Origin of the sequence: Pseudomonas sp. RIT-To-2 (assembly GCF_029623465.1) — a bacterium.
Lineage (GTDB): Bacteria > Pseudomonadota > Gammaproteobacteria > Pseudomonadales > Pseudomonadaceae > Aquipseudomonas > Aquipseudomonas silvicola.
This window is the reverse complement of record NZ_JAPYKM010000013.1, coordinates 119,761-136,067: the sequence shown is the minus strand read 5'-3', so window position 1 is coordinate 136,067 and position 16,307 is coordinate 119,761. Positions and strand designations below refer to the sequence as shown.

At 63.2% G+C, this 16,307-nt stretch carries 12 protein-coding genes; 8 read left to right on the top strand and 4 right to left on the bottom strand.

What is annotated here, in order from left to right:
* Window position 1: 1 nt before the first annotated feature.
* The 4 genes from QBK88_RS14335 to QBK88_RS14320 all read right to left on the bottom strand — a co-directional run bounded on the left by QBK88_RS14335 (window position 2) and on the right by QBK88_RS14320 (window position 3,661).
* Window positions 2-742: a YciK family oxidoreductase gene (locus tag QBK88_RS14335; RefSeq protein ID WP_277962496.1), complete on the bottom strand. Its 741-nt coding sequence runs from the start codon at window positions 740-742 to the stop codon at window positions 2-4.
* Between the two features lie 146 nt (window positions 743-888).
* Window positions 889-1,560, bottom strand: a complete 672-nt coding sequence (mupP, locus tag QBK88_RS14330) for an N-acetylmuramic acid 6-phosphate phosphatase MupP (protein ID WP_277962495.1) — start codon at window positions 1,558-1,560, stop codon at window positions 889-891.
* Window positions 1,561-1,563: 3 nt separating this feature from the next.
* Complete coding sequence (gene ubiG / locus QBK88_RS14325) at window positions 1,564-2,262, bottom strand: bifunctional 2-polyprenyl-6-hydroxyphenol methylase/3-demethylubiquinol 3-O-methyltransferase UbiG (protein WP_277962494.1); 699 nt, start codon at window positions 2,260-2,262, stop codon at window positions 1,564-1,566.
* 67 nt (window positions 2,263-2,329) lie between these two features.
* On the bottom strand, window positions 2,330-3,661 hold the full coding sequence (locus QBK88_RS14320) for a TRZ/ATZ family hydrolase (RefSeq protein ID WP_277962493.1): 1,332 nt from the start codon (window positions 3,659-3,661) through the stop codon (window positions 2,330-2,332).
* A 113-nt stretch (window positions 3,662-3,774) separates the two neighbouring features.
* On the opposite strand from QBK88_RS14320, the gene mtnA reads away from it, so the two are divergent.
* The 8 genes from mtnA to rpsA all read left to right on the top strand — a co-directional run bounded on the left by mtnA (window position 3,775) and on the right by rpsA (window position 16,139).
* Window positions 3,775-4,851 (top strand): S-methyl-5-thioribose-1-phosphate isomerase, encoded by a 1,077-nt coding sequence (gene mtnA, locus QBK88_RS14315; protein ID WP_277962492.1) that lies wholly within the window; start codon window positions 3,775-3,777, stop codon window positions 4,849-4,851.
* 440 nt (window positions 4,852-5,291) lie between these two features.
* Window positions 5,292-7,934, top strand: a complete 2,643-nt coding sequence (gyrA, locus tag QBK88_RS14310; RefSeq protein WP_277962491.1) for a DNA gyrase subunit A — start codon at window positions 5,292-5,294, stop codon at window positions 7,932-7,934.
* A gap of 159 nt (window positions 7,935-8,093) precedes the next feature.
* Entirely contained in the window at window positions 8,094-9,179 is a 1,086-nt protein-coding gene (gene serC / locus QBK88_RS14305; protein WP_268149465.1) for a 3-phosphoserine/phosphohydroxythreonine transaminase, read from the top strand.
* The gene (gene pheA / locus QBK88_RS14300) at window positions 9,179-10,273 is read left to right on the top strand and encodes a prephenate dehydratase (protein ID WP_277962490.1); all 1,095 of its coding nucleotides are present in this window, start codon (window positions 9,179-9,181) and stop codon (window positions 10,271-10,273) included. The genes serC and pheA overlap by 1 nt, the downstream gene beginning before the upstream one ends.
* Before the next feature lie 23 nt (window positions 10,274-10,296).
* Complete coding sequence (hisC, locus tag QBK88_RS14295) at window positions 10,297-11,406, top strand: histidinol-phosphate transaminase (protein ID WP_277962489.1); 1,110 nt, start codon at window positions 10,297-10,299, stop codon at window positions 11,404-11,406.
* Window positions 11,407-11,434: 28 nt separating this feature from the next.
* A complete protein-coding gene (locus QBK88_RS14290) occupies window positions 11,435-13,645 on the top strand; it encodes a bifunctional prephenate dehydrogenase/3-phosphoshikimate 1-carboxyvinyltransferase (RefSeq protein ID WP_277962513.1) in 2,211 nt (736 codons plus the stop codon).
* Window positions 13,642-14,331: a (d)CMP kinase gene (gene cmk, locus QBK88_RS14285; RefSeq protein WP_158152657.1), complete on the top strand. Its 690-nt coding sequence runs from the start codon at window positions 13,642-13,644 to the stop codon at window positions 14,329-14,331. The genes QBK88_RS14290 and cmk overlap by 4 nt, the downstream gene beginning before the upstream one ends.
* Before the next feature lie 119 nt (window positions 14,332-14,450).
* Window positions 14,451-16,139 (top strand): 30S ribosomal protein S1, encoded by a 1,689-nt coding sequence (gene rpsA / locus QBK88_RS14280; protein WP_008370720.1) that lies wholly within the window; start codon window positions 14,451-14,453, stop codon window positions 16,137-16,139.
* Window positions 16,140-16,307: the final 168 nt, after the last annotated feature.

The following is a 16,307-nucleotide window of genomic DNA, read 5'->3' as shown; positions in this document are numbered from 1 at the left end:
TTTACTGGGCGTTGAACGCCTGGCCGTTCACGCCCTTGCTGTCCGGGCCCATCAAGTACAGGTACACCGGCATGATGGCCTCGGGCAGCGGGTTTTTCTCCGGGGCTTCGGCGGGGTAAGCCTGGGCCCGCATGCTGGTGCGGGTGGCGCCCGGGTTGATGCTGTTGGCGCGCAAGGCGCCCATGGTATCGAGTTCGTCTGCCAGGGTCTGCATCAGCCCTTCGGTGGCGAACTTCGACACCCCATACGCTCCCCAGTACGCCCGGCCCTTGCGCCCGACGCTGCTGGAAGTGAAGACCACCGACCCGTCCGCGGACAGCTTGAGCAACGGCAGCAGCGTGCTGGTGAGCATGAACATGGCGTTGACGTTGATGTGCATCACGCGCATGAAGTGCTCCCCGCTGAGCTGGTCCACCGGCGTGCGCGGGCCGATGATCGAAGCGTTGTGCAGCAGGCCGTCGAGGCGGCCGAATTCGTTCTCGATCATCACCGCCAGTTCGTCGTACTGGTGGGGCAGGGCGGTTTCCAGATTGAAGGGGATGACCACGGCCTGGGGGTGGCCGGCGGCCTGGATCTGGTCGTAGACCTGGTCCAGGTTGGCTTCGGTCTTGCCCAGCAACAGCACGGTAGCGCCGTGGGCGGCATAGGCCAGGGCTGCGGCGGCACCTATGCCGCGGCCGGCACCGGTGACCAGGATGACGCGGCCGTTGAGCAGGCCGGGTGGGGCGGTGTAATCGAACATGGGTTGTCCTTTGGGTTTGCATCGGCCCCCTGTGGGACCGGGCGAAGCTCGGGAAAAGTACACCGCGTGATGGCGGGCACTACGCGGTGCCGCCTTCCCGAGCTTCGCCCGGTCCCACATCACGGCAGGTGACGCCGGTTGTCAGGTCAGCAGCCGCACAGTGCCTGGTCGAGTACCTTGCGCAGGTCCAGCGGCCGGTCCACTACCACATCCGCGCCCCAGTGGCTGGGGTTGTCGTGGGGGTGGATGTAGCCATAGCGGACCGCGGCCGTGCGGGTGCCCGCGTCCCTGCCTGATTCGATGTCGCGCAGGTCATCGCCCACGAACAGCACGCTGGCGGGGTCCAGGTCCAGCATCTTGCACGCCAGGGTCAGGGGCTCCGGGTCCGGTTTGCTGTGGGTCACGTGGTCCGGGCAGATCAGCAGTGCCGAGCGCTCGGCCAGGCCCAGTTGCTGCATGATCGGCTCGGCAAAGCGCACGGGCTTGTTGGTGACCACGCCCCACCGCAGGCCGGCTTTCTCGATGTCGTCCAGCAGTTCGGCCATGCCTTCGTACAGGTGGCTGTGCACCGCACAGCCAGCCTGGTAGCGCTCCAGGAACTCAAGGCGCAGGGCCTCGAATTCCGGCGCCTGGGGTGACAGCGCAAAGGTGGCCGAGACCATGGCCTTGGCGCCGCCGGAGACCACGTCACGGATCAATTGGTCATCGATGGCCGGCAGGTTGCGTTCGGCGAGCATGGCCTGGCAGATGGCGATGAAGTCCGGCGCCGTGTCCAGCAGGGTACCGTCCATGTCGAAGAGAACCGCTCTCAAGCGCATCGATCACTCCTCCCGCAGGGTCTGGACCATGTAGTTGACGTCGACGTCGGCGGCCAGCTTGTAGTGCTTGGTCAGCGGGTTGTAGGTCAGGCCGATGATGTCCTTGACCGCCAGGCCTGCCGTGCGGGCCCAGGCGCCCAGTTCGGAGGGGCGGATGAATTTCTTGAAGTCGTGGGTGCCGCGGGGCATCAGCTTGAGGATGTACTCGGCACCGATGATGGCGAACAGGTAAGACTTGGGGTTGCGGTTGATGGTGGAGAAAAACACCTGGCCGCCGGGTTTGACCATCTTGAAGCAGGCGCGAATGACCGAAGACGGGTCCGGCACGTGCTCCAGCATTTCCAGGCAGGTGACCACGTCGAACTGAGCGGGCATTTCCTCGGCCAGGGCTTCGGCGGTGATCTGCCGGTATTGCACCTGCACGCCGGACTCCAGCTGGTGCAACTGGGCGACGGCCAGCGGCGCTTCGCCCATGTCGATACCGGTCACGGTCGCGCCGCGCAGGGCCATGGCCTCGCTGAGAATGCCGCCGCCGCAGCCTACGTCCAGCACCTTCTTGCCGGCCAGCTTGGCGCGTTCGTCGATCCAGTTGACCCGCATCGGGTTGATGTCGTGCAGTGGCTTGAACTCGCTTTCGCGGTCCCACCAGCGGTGCGCCAAGGCTTCGAACTTGGCGATTTCGGCGTGGTCGACGTTACTCATGGGGGTGTCCTCTGAAAACTTGCTTGAAATCGGTGTGTTGCCGGCGGCCTGGGGGCCGCCGTGACGGTTATTCGTGCCGGGCGCCAATGCGCTGGCCCCAGCGTTGGGCTGTGTCGACCAGCCCCTGTTCGTCCAGGCGCGTGAGGCGCCGGTCTTCGAGCAGGGCCTTGCCGGCCACCCAGACGTGCTTCACGCACTCGCGCCCCGTGGCATAGATCAATTGCGACACCGGGTCGTAGATCGGTTGTTGCGCCAGCCCCGACAGGTCGAAGGCGGTGATATCCGCAGCCTTGCCTACCTCCAGCGAGCCGATGGACGCCTGCAGTCCCAGTGCGCGGGCACCGTTCAGGGTGGCCATGCGCAGCGCCCGGTGGGCATCCAGGGCCGTGGCACTGCCCGCTACAGCCTTGGCCAGCAGCGCGGCGGTACGGGTTTCGCCCAGCAGGTCCAGGTCATTGTTGCTGGCGGCGCCGTCGGTGCCTACTGCCACATTGACGCCGGCCTGCCACAGGCGTTCCACCGGGCAGAAGCCACTGGCCAGTTTCAGGTTGGACTCGGGGCAGTGCACCACGCTGGTATTGCTTTCCACCAGCAGGGCCAGGTCGTCTTCATTGATCTGGGTCATGTGCACCGCCTGCAATCGCGGACCGAGCAGGCCCAGCCGCGCCAGGCGTGCCAGCGGGCGCTCGCCGGTGGCAGCCACGGCCTGCTCCACTTCGAAGGCGGTTTCATGGATGTGCATCTGGATGGGCGCGTCCAGTTCGTCGGCCAGCACGCGGATTTTCTCCAGGCTGGCGTCCCCCACGGTATAAGGGGCGTGGGGGCCGAATGCAACGCAAAGGCGTGGGTGGTGCCTGAGGTCGCTGAACAGCTCCATGCCCAGGTGCAGGGCTTCGTCGGCGTCGCGCGCACCGGGAATGGGGAAGTCCAGCACCGGGATGCTGATCTGCGCGCGCATGCCGCTGTGGTGCACCCGTTCGCTGGCGGTGCGCGGGTAGAAATACATGTCCGAAAAGCAGGTTATCCCGCCCTTCAGTTGCTCGGCGATGGCGAGGTCGGTGCCGTCGCGCACGAAATCCTCGTCCACCCAGCGGGCTTCGGCCGGCCAGATGTGGTTTTCCAGCCAGGTCATCAGCGGCAGGTCGTCGGCCAGTCCGCGGAACAGGGTCATGGCGGCATGGCCATGGGCATTGACCAGGCCGGGGGTCAGCAGCATGCCGGGCAACTCCCGAACCTCTGCCGCCGGGTGCTTCAAGGCTTCCGCGCGCGGGCCGATGAATACTATATTGCCATCGCGGATGCCCAGGCCGTGGTCCTTGAGCACCACGCCGGCCGGTTCCACGGGCACCAGCCACGTGGGCAGGAGCAGCAGGTCGAGCGGCGAGGTGGCATTGGGCATGGGAAATATCCGGTGCTTTCAATCGATGATGGCGAAGTATACCCGAGCGTCTTCCCCGGGGGATCGCTATAATCGACCGCTTTTGATGTCGGCTTTCAGATCAGGGGTAGGCAATGCGCGAACGTCTATTGGCAGCAGAGAAAGTCAGGGCCATTGATTGGCGTGACGGTACCCTGCATTTGCTTGACCAGCGTGCCCTGCCTGTGGAGCAGAACTGGCTGGCCTACACCGACGCCGCCGGGGTCGCCGGGGCCATCCGTGCCATGGTGGTGCGCGGTGCGCCGGCCATTGGTATCAGTGCCGCCTACGGCCTGGTGCTGGCAGCTCGCCAGCGTCAGGCGCAGGGCGGGGATTGGGTGTCGGCGCTGGACGCCGATTTCCGCACCCTGGCCGCTGCCCGGCCGACCGCGGCCAATCTGTCCTGGGCGCTGAACCGCATGCGTGAGCGGCTCACGCGTGTTCGTCTGCACCCGGATGCTCTGGCGTTGCTGGAAGCCGAGGCCATTGCCATCCACGAAAGTGACCGCGAAGCCAACCTGACCATGGCACAGCTGGGGGTAGACCTCATTCGCCGCCATCAGGGCAACATGCAGGCCCTGCTAACCCATTGCAATACCGGTGCGCTGGCCACGGGCGGCTTTGGTACCGCCCTGGGGGTCATTCGCGGGGCGTTCATCGAGGGAATGGTCGAGCGGGTGTTTGTCGACGAAACGCGCCCTTGGCTGCAAGGCTCGCGCCTCACGGCCTGGGAGTTGGCCAATGAAAACATTCCGGTCACCGTCAACGCCGACTCCGCGGCGGCCCACCTGATGAAAACCAAGGGCATCACCTGGGTCGTGGTGGGGGCCGACAGCATCGCTGCCAACGGCGACGTGGCCAACAAGATCGGCACCTACCAGTTGGCTGTCACCGCCATGCATCACGGCGTGCGCTTCATGGTGGTGGCGCCCAGTTCGACCATCGACATGAGCCTGGCCAGCGGCGACGACATTCACCTGGAGGAGCGCGCCGCCAGTGAGCTGCTGGAGGTCGGTGGGCGGCGCTTGGGCGCTGATGTCGAGGTTTTCAACCCGGTATTCGATGTAACACCGGCCGACCTGATCGACGCGATCGTGACCGAGAAGGGCGTGGTGGAGCGGCCGGATGCAGCGAAGATGGCACAATTGATGTGCCGCAAACGGTTGCATTGATGGGGGGGCATCGCTTCCCGGGCAAGCCCGGTCCCACACCCAATGGCTAATGGCTTTGCCTCCCTGGCACTGCTGCCGCGAAAGGTGTGGGACCAGGCTTGCCTGGGAAGCAGGCGCCACCCAACCCGCCCAGAGTCGCCCAAAAAACCACCCAAAAATACCCACCATCCCCCCGAAAGCCCCTCAGACCCACCTTCAAGCTCGTTTGCCCATGAATTAATGGGTTTGCAAGCCTTGAGGGGGATAGGTGCCTGACGGCGATTGTGGTAACATCCGACGGTTTCCAGGGTCGCCTATAGGTGCGGCCCCCACTGCGCAGATCCTGAGCATAACTCGTTGATTTGTCGTAAGTCGCCTCGCGGCACTGGCCGTCGGCGGCGAGCTTCGCACGTCCCGGTGGATGTCGCGGAGTTTCACCAGAAAAAGGAATCAGGCTTCTCATGGGCGAACTGGCCAAAGAAATCCTCCCGGTCAATATCGAAGACGAACTGAGACAGTCCTACCTCGACTACGCGATGAGCGTCATCGTCGGGCGTGCACTGCCTGATGCGCGTGATGGCTTGAAGCCCGTGCATCGCCGCGTTCTGTTTGCGATGAGCGAGCTGGGTAACGACTGGAACAAACCGTACAAGAAATCCGCCCGTGTGGTCGGTGACGTGATCGGTAAGTACCACCCCCACGGTGACACCGCGGTCTACGACACCATCGTTCGCATGGCCCAGCCTTTCTCCCTGCGCTACCTGCTGGTGGATGGCCAGGGCAACTTCGGTTCGGTGGACGGCGACAACGCCGCGGCCATGCGATACACCGAAGTACGCATGACCAAGCTGGCGCACGAACTGCTGGCCGACCTGCACAAGGAAACCGTGGACTGGGTGCCCAACTACGACGGCACCGAACAGATTCCGGCGGTGATGCCAACGCGCATCCCAAACCTGCTGGTCAACGGTTCCAGCGGCATCGCCGTGGGCATGGCCACCAACATTCCGCCGCACAACCTGGGCGAAGTCATCGACGGCTGCCTGGCGCTGATCGACAACGCCGACATCACCATCGATGAACTGATGCAGTTCATTCCTGGCCCCGACTTCCCGACCGCGGCCATCATCAACGGCCGCGCCGGCATCATCGAAGCCTACCGCACCGGTCGTGGCCGCATTTACATGCGCGCCCGCTCCACGGTGGAAGACATCGACAAGGTCGGTGGCCGCCAGCAGATCGTCGTCACCGAGCTGCCGTACCAGCTGAACAAGGCTCGCCTGATCGAGAAGATCGCCGAGCTGGTGAAAGAGAAGAAACTGGAAGGCATCACCGAGTTGCGCGACGAGTCCGACAAGGACGGTATGCGTATCGTCATCGAGCTGCGCCGTGGCGAAGTGCCTGAGGTCATCCTCAACAACCTGTACGCCCAGACCCAGATGCAGGCCGTGTTCGGCATCAACGTCGTCGCGCTGATCGATGGCCGTCCACGTGTGCTGAACCTCAAGGACCTGCTCGAGGCATTCGTGCGTCACCGCCGCGAAGTGGTGACCCGCCGTACCGTCTTCGAACTGCGCAAGGCCCGCGAGCGTGGCCATATCCTGGAAGGCCAGGCCGTGGCGTTGTCGAACATCGACCCGGTCATCGCCCTGATCAAGGCCTCGCCAACGCCTTCCGAGGCCAAGGAAGCCCTGGTCAGCACCGCCTGGGAATCCAGCGCCGTGGTGGCCATGGTGGAAGCGGCCGGCGCCGAGTCCTCGCGCCCCGAGAACCTGGACCCGCAATATGGCCTGCGTGATGGCAAGTACTGGCTGTCGCCGGAACAGGCCCAGGCCATCCTCGACCTGCGCCTGCACCGCCTGACCGGCCTGGAGCACGAGAAGCTGCTGGCCGAGTACCAGGAAATCCTCAACCAGATCGGCGAGCTGATCCGCATCCTCAACAGCGCCGCGCGCCTGATGGAAGTGATCCGCGAAGAGCTGGAAGTGATCCGCGCCGAATACGGCGATGTGCGCCGCACCGAGATTCTTGATGCGCGCCTGGACCTGACCCTGGGTGACATGATCCCGGAAGAAGAGCGCGTGGTGACCATTTCCCACGGCGGCTACGCCAAGACCCAGCCACTGGCTGCCTACCAGGCCCAGCGCCGCGGCGGCAAGGGCAAGTCGGCTACCGGCGTGAAGGATGAGGACTACATCGCTCACCTGCTGGTAGCGAACAGCCATACCACCCTCCTGCTGTTCTCCAGCAAGGGCAAGGTCTACTGGCTCAAGACCTACGAGATCCCGGAGGCCTCCCGTGCCGCCCGTGGTCGCCCGCTGGTCAACCTGCTGCCGCTGGACGATGGCGAGTACATCACCACCATGCTGCCGGTCGAGGAATACACCGAAGGCCACTTCATCTTCATGGCGACCGCCAACGGCACCGTGAAGAAGACCCCGCTGGAATCGTTCAGCCGTCAGCGCAGCGTGGGCCTTATCGCCCTGGAGCTCGACGAGGGCGATGTGCTGATCTCCGCCGCCATCACCGACGGCGAGCGTGAAGTGATGCTGTTCTCCGATGGTGGCAAGGTCACCCGCTTCAAGGAGTCCGACGTCCGGGCCATGGGCCGTACTGCCCGAGGCGTGCGTGGCATGCGCCTGCCGGAAGGCCAGAAGCTGATTTCCATGCTGATCCCGGAGGAAGGCAGCCAGATCCTCACCGCTTCCGAGCGTGGTTATGGCAAGCGTACCGCCATCAGCGAGTTCCCGGAGTACAAGCGTGGCGGGCAGGGCGTGATCGCCATGGTCAGCAACGAGCGCAACGGCCGCCTGGTCGGGGCTGTACAGGTACTGGACGGTGAGGAGATCATGCTGATCTCCGACCAGGGTACCCTCGTGCGTACCCGTGTCGGTGAAGTGTCCAGCCTGGGCCGTAACACCCAGGGAGTTACCCTGATCAAGCTGGCCAGCGACGAAACGCTGGTAGGCCTGGAGCGGGTGCAGGAGCCATCGGAAGTCGAGGGCGAGGAATTGCTCGAAGGCGAAGAAGGCTTCGAAGCGCCGGTGGACGGTGTCGATGCACCGGAAGACGTCGCGGGTGACGATGAGTTGCCGCAGGAATAAACAACAGTCGTGCGTGTAAGGCTTGGGGGCGGTGGCGTCTGTTCCCCCCAGCTTCGCCCGGTCCCGCAGAGGTTCTCTGTGGGGGCGGGCGAAGCTGGGGAAGCAGGCACCACCGCCCTCGGCCAATGCAAATAGACATCAAGCAGAGCGAGAGTGGATGTGAGCAACCGAGCCTTTAACTTCTGCGCAGGTCCTGCTGCGCTTCCCGAAGCTGTTCTGCAGCGCGCCCAGGCCGAGATGCTGAACTGGCGCGGCAAGGGCCTCTCCGTGATGGAGATGAGCCACCGCAGCGACGACTACGTGTCCATTGCCGAAAAGGCCGAGCAGGACCTGCGTGACCTGCTGTCCATTCCCTCGAACTACAAGGTTCTGTTCCTGCAGGGCGGCGCCAGCCAGCAGTTCGCCGAGATCCCCCTGAACCTGTTGCCTGAAGGCGGCACCGCCGACTACATCGAGACCGGTATCTGGTCGAAGAAGGCCATCGAGGAAGCGCGTCGCTACGGCAACATCAATGTCGCCGCCAGCGCCAAGCCTTACGACTACCTGGCCATTCCTGGCCAGAACGAGTGGAACCTGACCCCGGGTGCCGCCTACGTCCACTATGCGTCCAACGAAACCATCGGCGGCCTGGAGTTCGACTGGGTGCCGCAGACCGGTGACGTGCCGCTGGTGGTCGACATGTCCTCCGACATTCTGTCGCGCCCTATCGATGTGTCGCAGTTCGGCATGATCTACGCCGGCGCGCAGAAGAACATCGGCCCCAGCGGCCTGGTGGTGGTGATCGTTCGCGAAGACCTGCTGGGCCGTGCCCGCAGTGCCTGCCCGACCATGCTCGACTACAAGATCGCAGCCGATAACGGTTCGATGTACAACACCCCGGCCACTTATTCCTGGTACCTCTCGGGCCTGGTGTTCGAGTGGCTGAAAGAGCAGGGTGGCGTGGCCGCGATGGAAGTGCGCAACCGCGCCAAGAAGGACCGCCTGTACGGTTTCATCGACAGCAGCGAGTTCTACACCAACCCCATCTCTCACAATGCCCGCTCGTGGATGAACGTACCGTTCCGTTTGGCGGACGAGCGCCTGGACAAGGCCTTCCTGGCCGGTGCCGACGCCCGTGGCCTGCTGAACCTGAAAGGTCACCGCTCGGTCGGTGGCATGCGTGCCTCTATCTACAACGCCCTCGGCCTGGATGCCGTCGAGGCTCTGGTCACTTACATGACCGAATTCGAAAAGGAAAACGCCTGATGTCTGAACAGGAACTCAAGGCCCTGCGGGTCCGCATCGATACATTGGACGAGAAAATTCTCGAACTGATCAGCGATCGCGCCCGCTGCGCGGAAGAAGTCGCCCGGGTGAAGATGGCTTCCCTGGCCGAAGGCGAGAAGCCGGTGTTCTACCGGCCCGAGCGCGAAGCCCAGGTGCTCAAGCGTGTCATGGAGCGCAACAAGGGCCCGCTGAGCAACGAAGAGATGGCGCGGTTGTTTCGCGAGGTCATGTCCTCCTGCCTGGCCCTTGAGAACCCGTTGCACGTCGCCTACCTGGGGCCGGAAGGCACCTTCACCCAGGCGGCGGCCATGAAGCATTTCGGCCACGCTGTGGTCAGCAAGCCAATGGCCGCCATCGACGAAGTGTTTCGCGAAGTGGTCGCGGGTGCGGTCAATTTCGGCGTAGTGCCGGTGGAAAACTCCACCGAGGGTGCGGTCAACCACACCCTGGACAGCTTCCTGGAGCACGACATGGTCATCTGCGGGGAGGTGGAGCTGCGTATCCACCACCACCTGCTGATCGGTGAAAACACCAAGACCGATGCCATTACCCGCATCTATTCCCACGCTCAGTCACTGGCCCAGTGCCGCAAGTGGCTCGATGCCCACTACCCCAACGTCGAGCGCATCGCGGTGTCCAGCAATGCCGAGGCGGCCAAGCGGGTCAAGGGCGAGTGGAATTCCGCCGCCATCGCCGGTGACATGGCCGCTACCCTCTACGGCCTGCAGCGCCTGGCCGAGAAGATCGAGGACCGCCCGGACAACGCCACCCGGTTCCTGATCATCGGCAACCAGGAAGTACCGCCAACGGGCGACGACAAGACATCGATCATCGTGTCCATGAGCAACCGCCCGGGCGCGCTGCACGAACTGCTGGTGCCGTTCCATGACAACGGCATCGACCTGACCCGCATCGAGACTCGTCCGTCGCGCAGCGGTAAATGGACTTACGTGTTCTTCATCGATTTCGTTGGCCACCACCGTGACCCACTGATCAAGGGCGTGCTGGAAAAAATCAGCCAGGAAGCCGTCGCACTGAAGGTGCTGGGTTCCTACCCGAAAGCTGTACTTTGAGGTTTTAGCTCCGAGGTCTAGTCATGAGTGATTTTCTCGCCCTTGCACAGTCGGGCGTACAAAAGCTGTCGCCGTACGTGCCCGGTAAGCCGGTGGACGAACTGGCGCGCGAGTTGAACCTGGATCCGGCCAGCATCGTCAAGCTGGCCAGTAACGAAAACCCGCTGGGCGCCAGCCCCAAGGTGCGTGAAGCCATCGCCAACGAGCTGGCCGAACTGACCCGTTACCCGGACGGCAATGGGTTCGAGCTGAAATCCCGGCTGGCCGAGCGCTGCCGCGTGCAGGCCAGTCAGGTGACCCTGGGCAATGGCTCCAACGATATTCTCGAACTGGTGGCCCGTGCTTACCTGGCGCCCGGCCAGAATGCCGTGTTCAGCGAGCATGCCTTTGCCGTGTACCCGATTGTCACCCAGGCGGTAGGCGCGGAATCGCGCGTGGTACCGGCGAAAGCGTGGGGGCACGACCTGCCGGCCATGCTGGCCGCTATCGATGCCAATACGCGTATTGTCTTCGTAGCCAACCCCAACAACCCCACCGGCACCTGGTTCAACGCCCAGGCACTGCATGCGTTCCTGCGTGACGTGCCGACGGACGTGCTGGTGGTGCTGGATGAGGCCTACATCGAGTACGCCACCGGTGGCGACCTGCCGGACGGCCTGGACTACCTGGCCGAATTCCCCAACCTGCTGGTATCACGCACGTTCTCCAAGGCCTATGGGTTGGCGGCGTTGCGCGTGGGTTACGCGTTGTCATCGCCGGTGATCGCCGATGTGCTCAACCGCGTGCGCCAGCCGTTCAACGTCAACAGCCTGGCCCTGGCCGCCGCCTGCGCGGCGCTGGCCGATAGCGACTACCTGGCCAAGAGCCGCGAGCTCAACGAGTTCGGCATGCAGCAGTTGGAGAACGGTTGCCGCGAACTGGGGCTGGGCTGGATCCCGTCCAAGGGCAACTTCCTTTGCATCGACCTGGGCCGCGTGGCCGCGCCGGTGTTCCAGGGCTTGTTGCAGGAAGGTGTGATCGTGCGCCCTGTCGCCAACTACGGCATGCCCAATCACCTGCGGGTGACCATTGGCCTGCCCACCGAAAACGCCCGTTTCCTGGAAGCGCTGAGCAAGGTTCTGGCTCGTGCCTGATTTTTCCTTCGTTGCAAAACCCGCGCCGTTGATCGGCCGTCTGGTAGTCGTCGGCCTTGGGCTGATTGGTGGTTCGTTTGCCAAGGGTGTGCGTGAAAGTGGCCTGTGTGGCGAGGTGGTCGGGCTGGACCTGGACCCGCAGTCGCGCAAGCTGGCGGTGGAGCTGGGGGTGGTAGACCGTTGCGAAGAGGACCTGGCTGCCGCGTGCCAGGGTGCCGACGTGATTCAGTTGGCGGTGCCGATCCTGGCCATGGAGAAACTCCTGGCCCGGCTGGCGGTGCTTGACCTGGGTGGCGCGATACTCACCGATGTGGGCAGCGCCAAAGGCAACGTCGTGCGTGCGGCCCGCGAGGTGCTGGCGCCAGCGCAGTTGATCAATTTCGTCCCTGGCCACCCTATCGCCGGTTCCGAGCAGAGCGGGGTGGAAGCCTCCAACGCCGAGCTGTTCCGTCGTCACAAGGTTATCCTCACGCCGCTGGAAGAGACTGCGCCGCGTGCGCTGTCGGTCGTGGACGCGTTGTGGCGCGCCTTGGGCGCCGATGTGGAGCACATGGCCATCGAGCGCCATGACGAAGTGCTGGCCGCCACCAGCCATCTGCCGCACCTGCTGGCTTTCGGCCTGGTGGATTCGCTGGCCAAGCGCAATGAAAACCTGGAAATCTTCCGCTATGCCGCGGGCGGCTTTCGAGACTTTACCCGCATCGCCGGCAGCGACCCGGTAATGTGGCACGACATCTTCCTGGCCAACCGCGAGGCCGTGCTGCGCACCCTGGACACGTTCCGCAGTGACCTGGATGCCCTGCGCGATGCCGTGGATGCCGGTGATGGGCACCACATGCTTGGGGTATTCACCCGCGCCCGGGTCGCCCGCGAACATTTCGGCAAGATCCTCGCGCGCCGTGCCTACGTGGACAAGCGCCCGGCCAAGGGCCTGAATTTCATCGCGCAGCCGGGCGGCCGCGTGTCGGGCAGCGTGCGCCTGCCGGGCGACAAGTCCATTTCCCACCGTTCGATCATGCTCGGTTCACTGGCGGACGGTACCACCGAAGTGGAAGGGTTCCTGGAGGGGGAAGATGCCCTGGCAACCTTGCAGGCCTTCCGGGACATGGGCGTCGTCATCGAAGGCCCGCACCACGGTCGTTTGACGATCCACGGAGTTGGCCTGCATGGCCTGCAGCCGCCGCCGGGGCCGATCTACGTCGGCAATTCGGGTACGTCCATGCGCCTGCTGGCCGGCTTGCTCGCGGCTCAGCGCTTTGACAGTGTGCTGACCGGTGACGCGTCGTTGTCCAGGCGGCCAATGAGCCGCGTGGCCGCGCCGCTACGGGAAATGGGCGCGCAGATCGACACCGGCCTCAATGGCCTGCCGCCGCTGACCATCAAGGGTGGGCAGCGCCTCACGGCGATTGATTACACCTTGCCGATGGCCAGTGCCCAGGTTAAGTCCAGCCTCCTGTTGGCGGGCTTGTACGCCCTGGGTGAAACCCGTGTGACGGAGCCTGCACCGACCCGCGACCACACCGAGCGCATGCTGCGCGGCTTCGGCTACCCGGTGTCCATCCAGGGTGGCGCTGTGTCGTTGGCATCCGGCCATGGCCTGACAGCCACGCGCATTGAAGTGCCGGGTGATATTTCTTCGGCCGCGTTCTTCCTGGTGGCCGCGTCGATTGCCGACGGCTCTGACCTGGTGCTGGAGCATGTGGGGGTCAACCCGACCCGCACGGGTGTCATCGACATCCTGAAACTGATGGGTGCCGACATTTGCCTGGAAAACCTGCGGCAGGTGGGCGGCGAGCCCGTGGCCGACCTGCATGTGCGCTCGGCCGCACTGCAGGGTGTCGAGATTCCCGAGGCGCTTGTGCCTCTGGCCATCGATGAATTTCCTGTGCTGTTCATTGCCGCCGCCTGCGCCCAGGGGCGTACGGTGCTGCGCGGCGCCCAGGAGCTGCGGGTCAAGGAGTCGGACCGCATCCAGGCAATGGCCGATGGCCTCAGTGCCTTGGGTGTAACCTGTCAGCCAACCGAAGATGGCATAATCATCGACGGTGGCGCGCTGCGCGGCGGCGAAGTCCAGGGCCACGGCGATCATCGCGTCGCCATGGCCTTCAGTGTGGCGGCGCTGCGGGCCAGCGGGCCGGTGCGCATCCTCGATTGCGCCAATGTCGCCACCTCCTTTCCCAACTTCCTGGCGCTGTGTGGCCAGGTCGGGATCCGTGTAACCGAAGAGGGCAAGTCGTGATTTCCCACGCGCCAGTAATTACCATCGACGGCCCTAGTGGCTCGGGCAAGGGCACCGTGGCCGGCATCCTGGCCAAGCGCCTGGGCTGGAACCTGCTTGACTCCGGCGCCTTGTACCGCCTGCTGGCCTTCAATGCCGGCAACCATGGGGTGGCCCTGGACAATGAAGTGCTGCTGGCTCAGCTGGCCGCTCATCTGGATGTTCAGTTCATCGCCGCGACCGAAGGTCAGTTGCAGCGCATCATTCTGGAAGGCGATGAAGTCAGCACCGTCATTCGCACCGAAACCGCCGGCGCCGGCGCTTCGAAAGTCGCGGCCCTGCCGGCCGTGCGCGAAGCCTTGCTGCAGCGTCAGCGCGCCTTTCGCGAGGCCCCGGGGCTGATCGCCGACGGCCGTGACATGGGCACCGTGGTGTTCCCCGATGCGCCACTGAAGGTCTTCCTGACCGCCAGTGCCGAGGAACGTGCGCGTCGACGTTACTTGCAGTTGAAGGGCAAAGGCGAAGATGTTAGTCTGTCGAGTCTGCTAGATGAGATACGTGCGCGTGACGAACGCGACACCCAGCGAGCGGTGGCCCCGCTCAAACCGGCGGCCGACGCCATTCAGCTGGATTCCACGGAATTGTCCATCGAGCAGGTGCTGGAACGCATCATGAGCGAAATCGCAATCCGCGATATCGCCGGGTGACCAGAAAGCTCACGGGAAACCAGTCCCTAGCCCGTGCGCTTTCTTTACTATGAACGAACCCGCATTGTCTGGAGTGCGGCTGATGGGCGTTTTCTCCGCCCAAATCTACAGGAATTAAAATGAGCGAAAGCTTTGCAGAACTCTTTGAAGAAAGCCTGAAAACCCTCAACCTTCAACCAGGTGCGATCATCACCGGTATCGTTGTCGATATCGACGGTGACTGGGTTACTGTCCACGCTGGTCTGAAGTCCGAGGGCGTCATCCCGCTCGAGCAGTTCTACAACGAAGCTGGCGAGCTGACCATCAAGGTCGGTGACGAAGTTCACGTTGCGCTGGACGCGGTCGAAGACGGCTTTGGCGAAACCAAGCTGTCCCGTGAAAAAGCCAAGCGCGCCGAGTGCTGGATTGTTCTGGAAGCAGCTTTCGCCGCCGAAGAAGTGGTCAAGGGCGTTATCAACGGTAAGGTTAAAGGCGGCTTCACTGTCGACGTTAACGGCATCCGTGCGTTCCTGCCTGGTTCCCTGGTTGATGTCCGTCCGGTTCGTGACACCACGCACCTGGAAGGCAAAGAGCTGGAATTCAAGGTCATCAAGCTGGACCAGAAGCGCAACAACGTTGTCGTTTCCCGTCGCAGCGTCCTGGAAGCAGAGAACTCGGCCGAGCGCGAAGCTCTGCTGGAATCCCTGCAGGAAGGCCAGCAAGTCAAAGGTATCGTCAAGAACCTCACCGACTACGGCGCCTTCGTGGACCTGGGCGGCGTGGACGGCCTGCTGCACATCACCGACATGGCCTGGAAGCGTATCAAGCACCCTTCCGAAGTGGTCAACGTTGGCGACGAGATCGACGTCAAGGTTCTGAAGTACGATCGCGAGCGCAACCGCGTTTCCCTGGGCTTCAAGCAACTGGGTGAAGACCCATGGGTTGCTATCAAGGCTCGTTACCCAGAGAACACCCGCGTCATGGCGCGCGTGACCAACCTGACCGACTACGGCTGCTTCGCTGAGCTGGAAGAAGGCGTTGAAGGTCTGGTACACGTTTCCGAAATGGACTGGACCAACAAGAACATCCACCCTTCGAAAGTCGTACAAGTCGGCGACGAAGTGGAAGTCATGGTTCTGGACATCGACGAAGAGCGTCGTCGTATCTCCCTGGGCATCAAGCAGTGCAAGTCGAACCCATGGGAAGACTTCTCTGGCCAGTTCAACAAGGGCGACGAAATCTCCGGCACCATCAAGTCGATCACCGATTTCGGTATCTTCATTGGTCTGGACGGCGGCATCGACGGTCTGGTTCACCTGTCCGACATCTCCTGGAACGAAGCTGGCGAAGAAGCAGTACGCCGCTACAAGAAAGGCGATGAGCTGAACACCGTGATCCTGTCGGTTGATCCAGAGCGTGAGCGTATCTCCCTGGGCATCAAGCAACTGGAAAGCGATCCGTTCTCCAACTACGTTGCTGTCAACGACAAAGGCGCTATCGTTCGCGGTATCGTTAAAGAAGTTGATGCCAAAGGCGCCATCATCACCCTGGCCGACGACATCGAAGCCACTCTGAAAGCTTCCGAAATCAGCCGTGACCGCGTTGAAGACGCGCGTAACGTTCTGAAGGAAGGCGAAGAAGTCGAAGCCAAGATCATCAGCGTTGACCGCAAGTCGCGCGTGATCAACTTGTCCATCAAGTCGAAAGACGTTGAAGACGAGAAAGAAGCAATCCAGAGCCTGCGCGACAAGCCAGCTGCTTCGGACATCGCAACCGGTCCAACCACCCTGGGTGACCTGCTGCGTGCTCAAATGGAAAAGCAGAACTGAGTTCTGACTGACCATTAAGAAAAAGGGCGGCTTCGGTCGCCCTTTTTCATGCCTGCGATTTGCTGTTCCTTCCGCGCTGTTATCTTCTTTCCTACACCCTCCATCACCGCATATCACGCCGTCCGTCAACGCCTCCCACACCGTCCATTTTTGAAACAATCCCTTCGT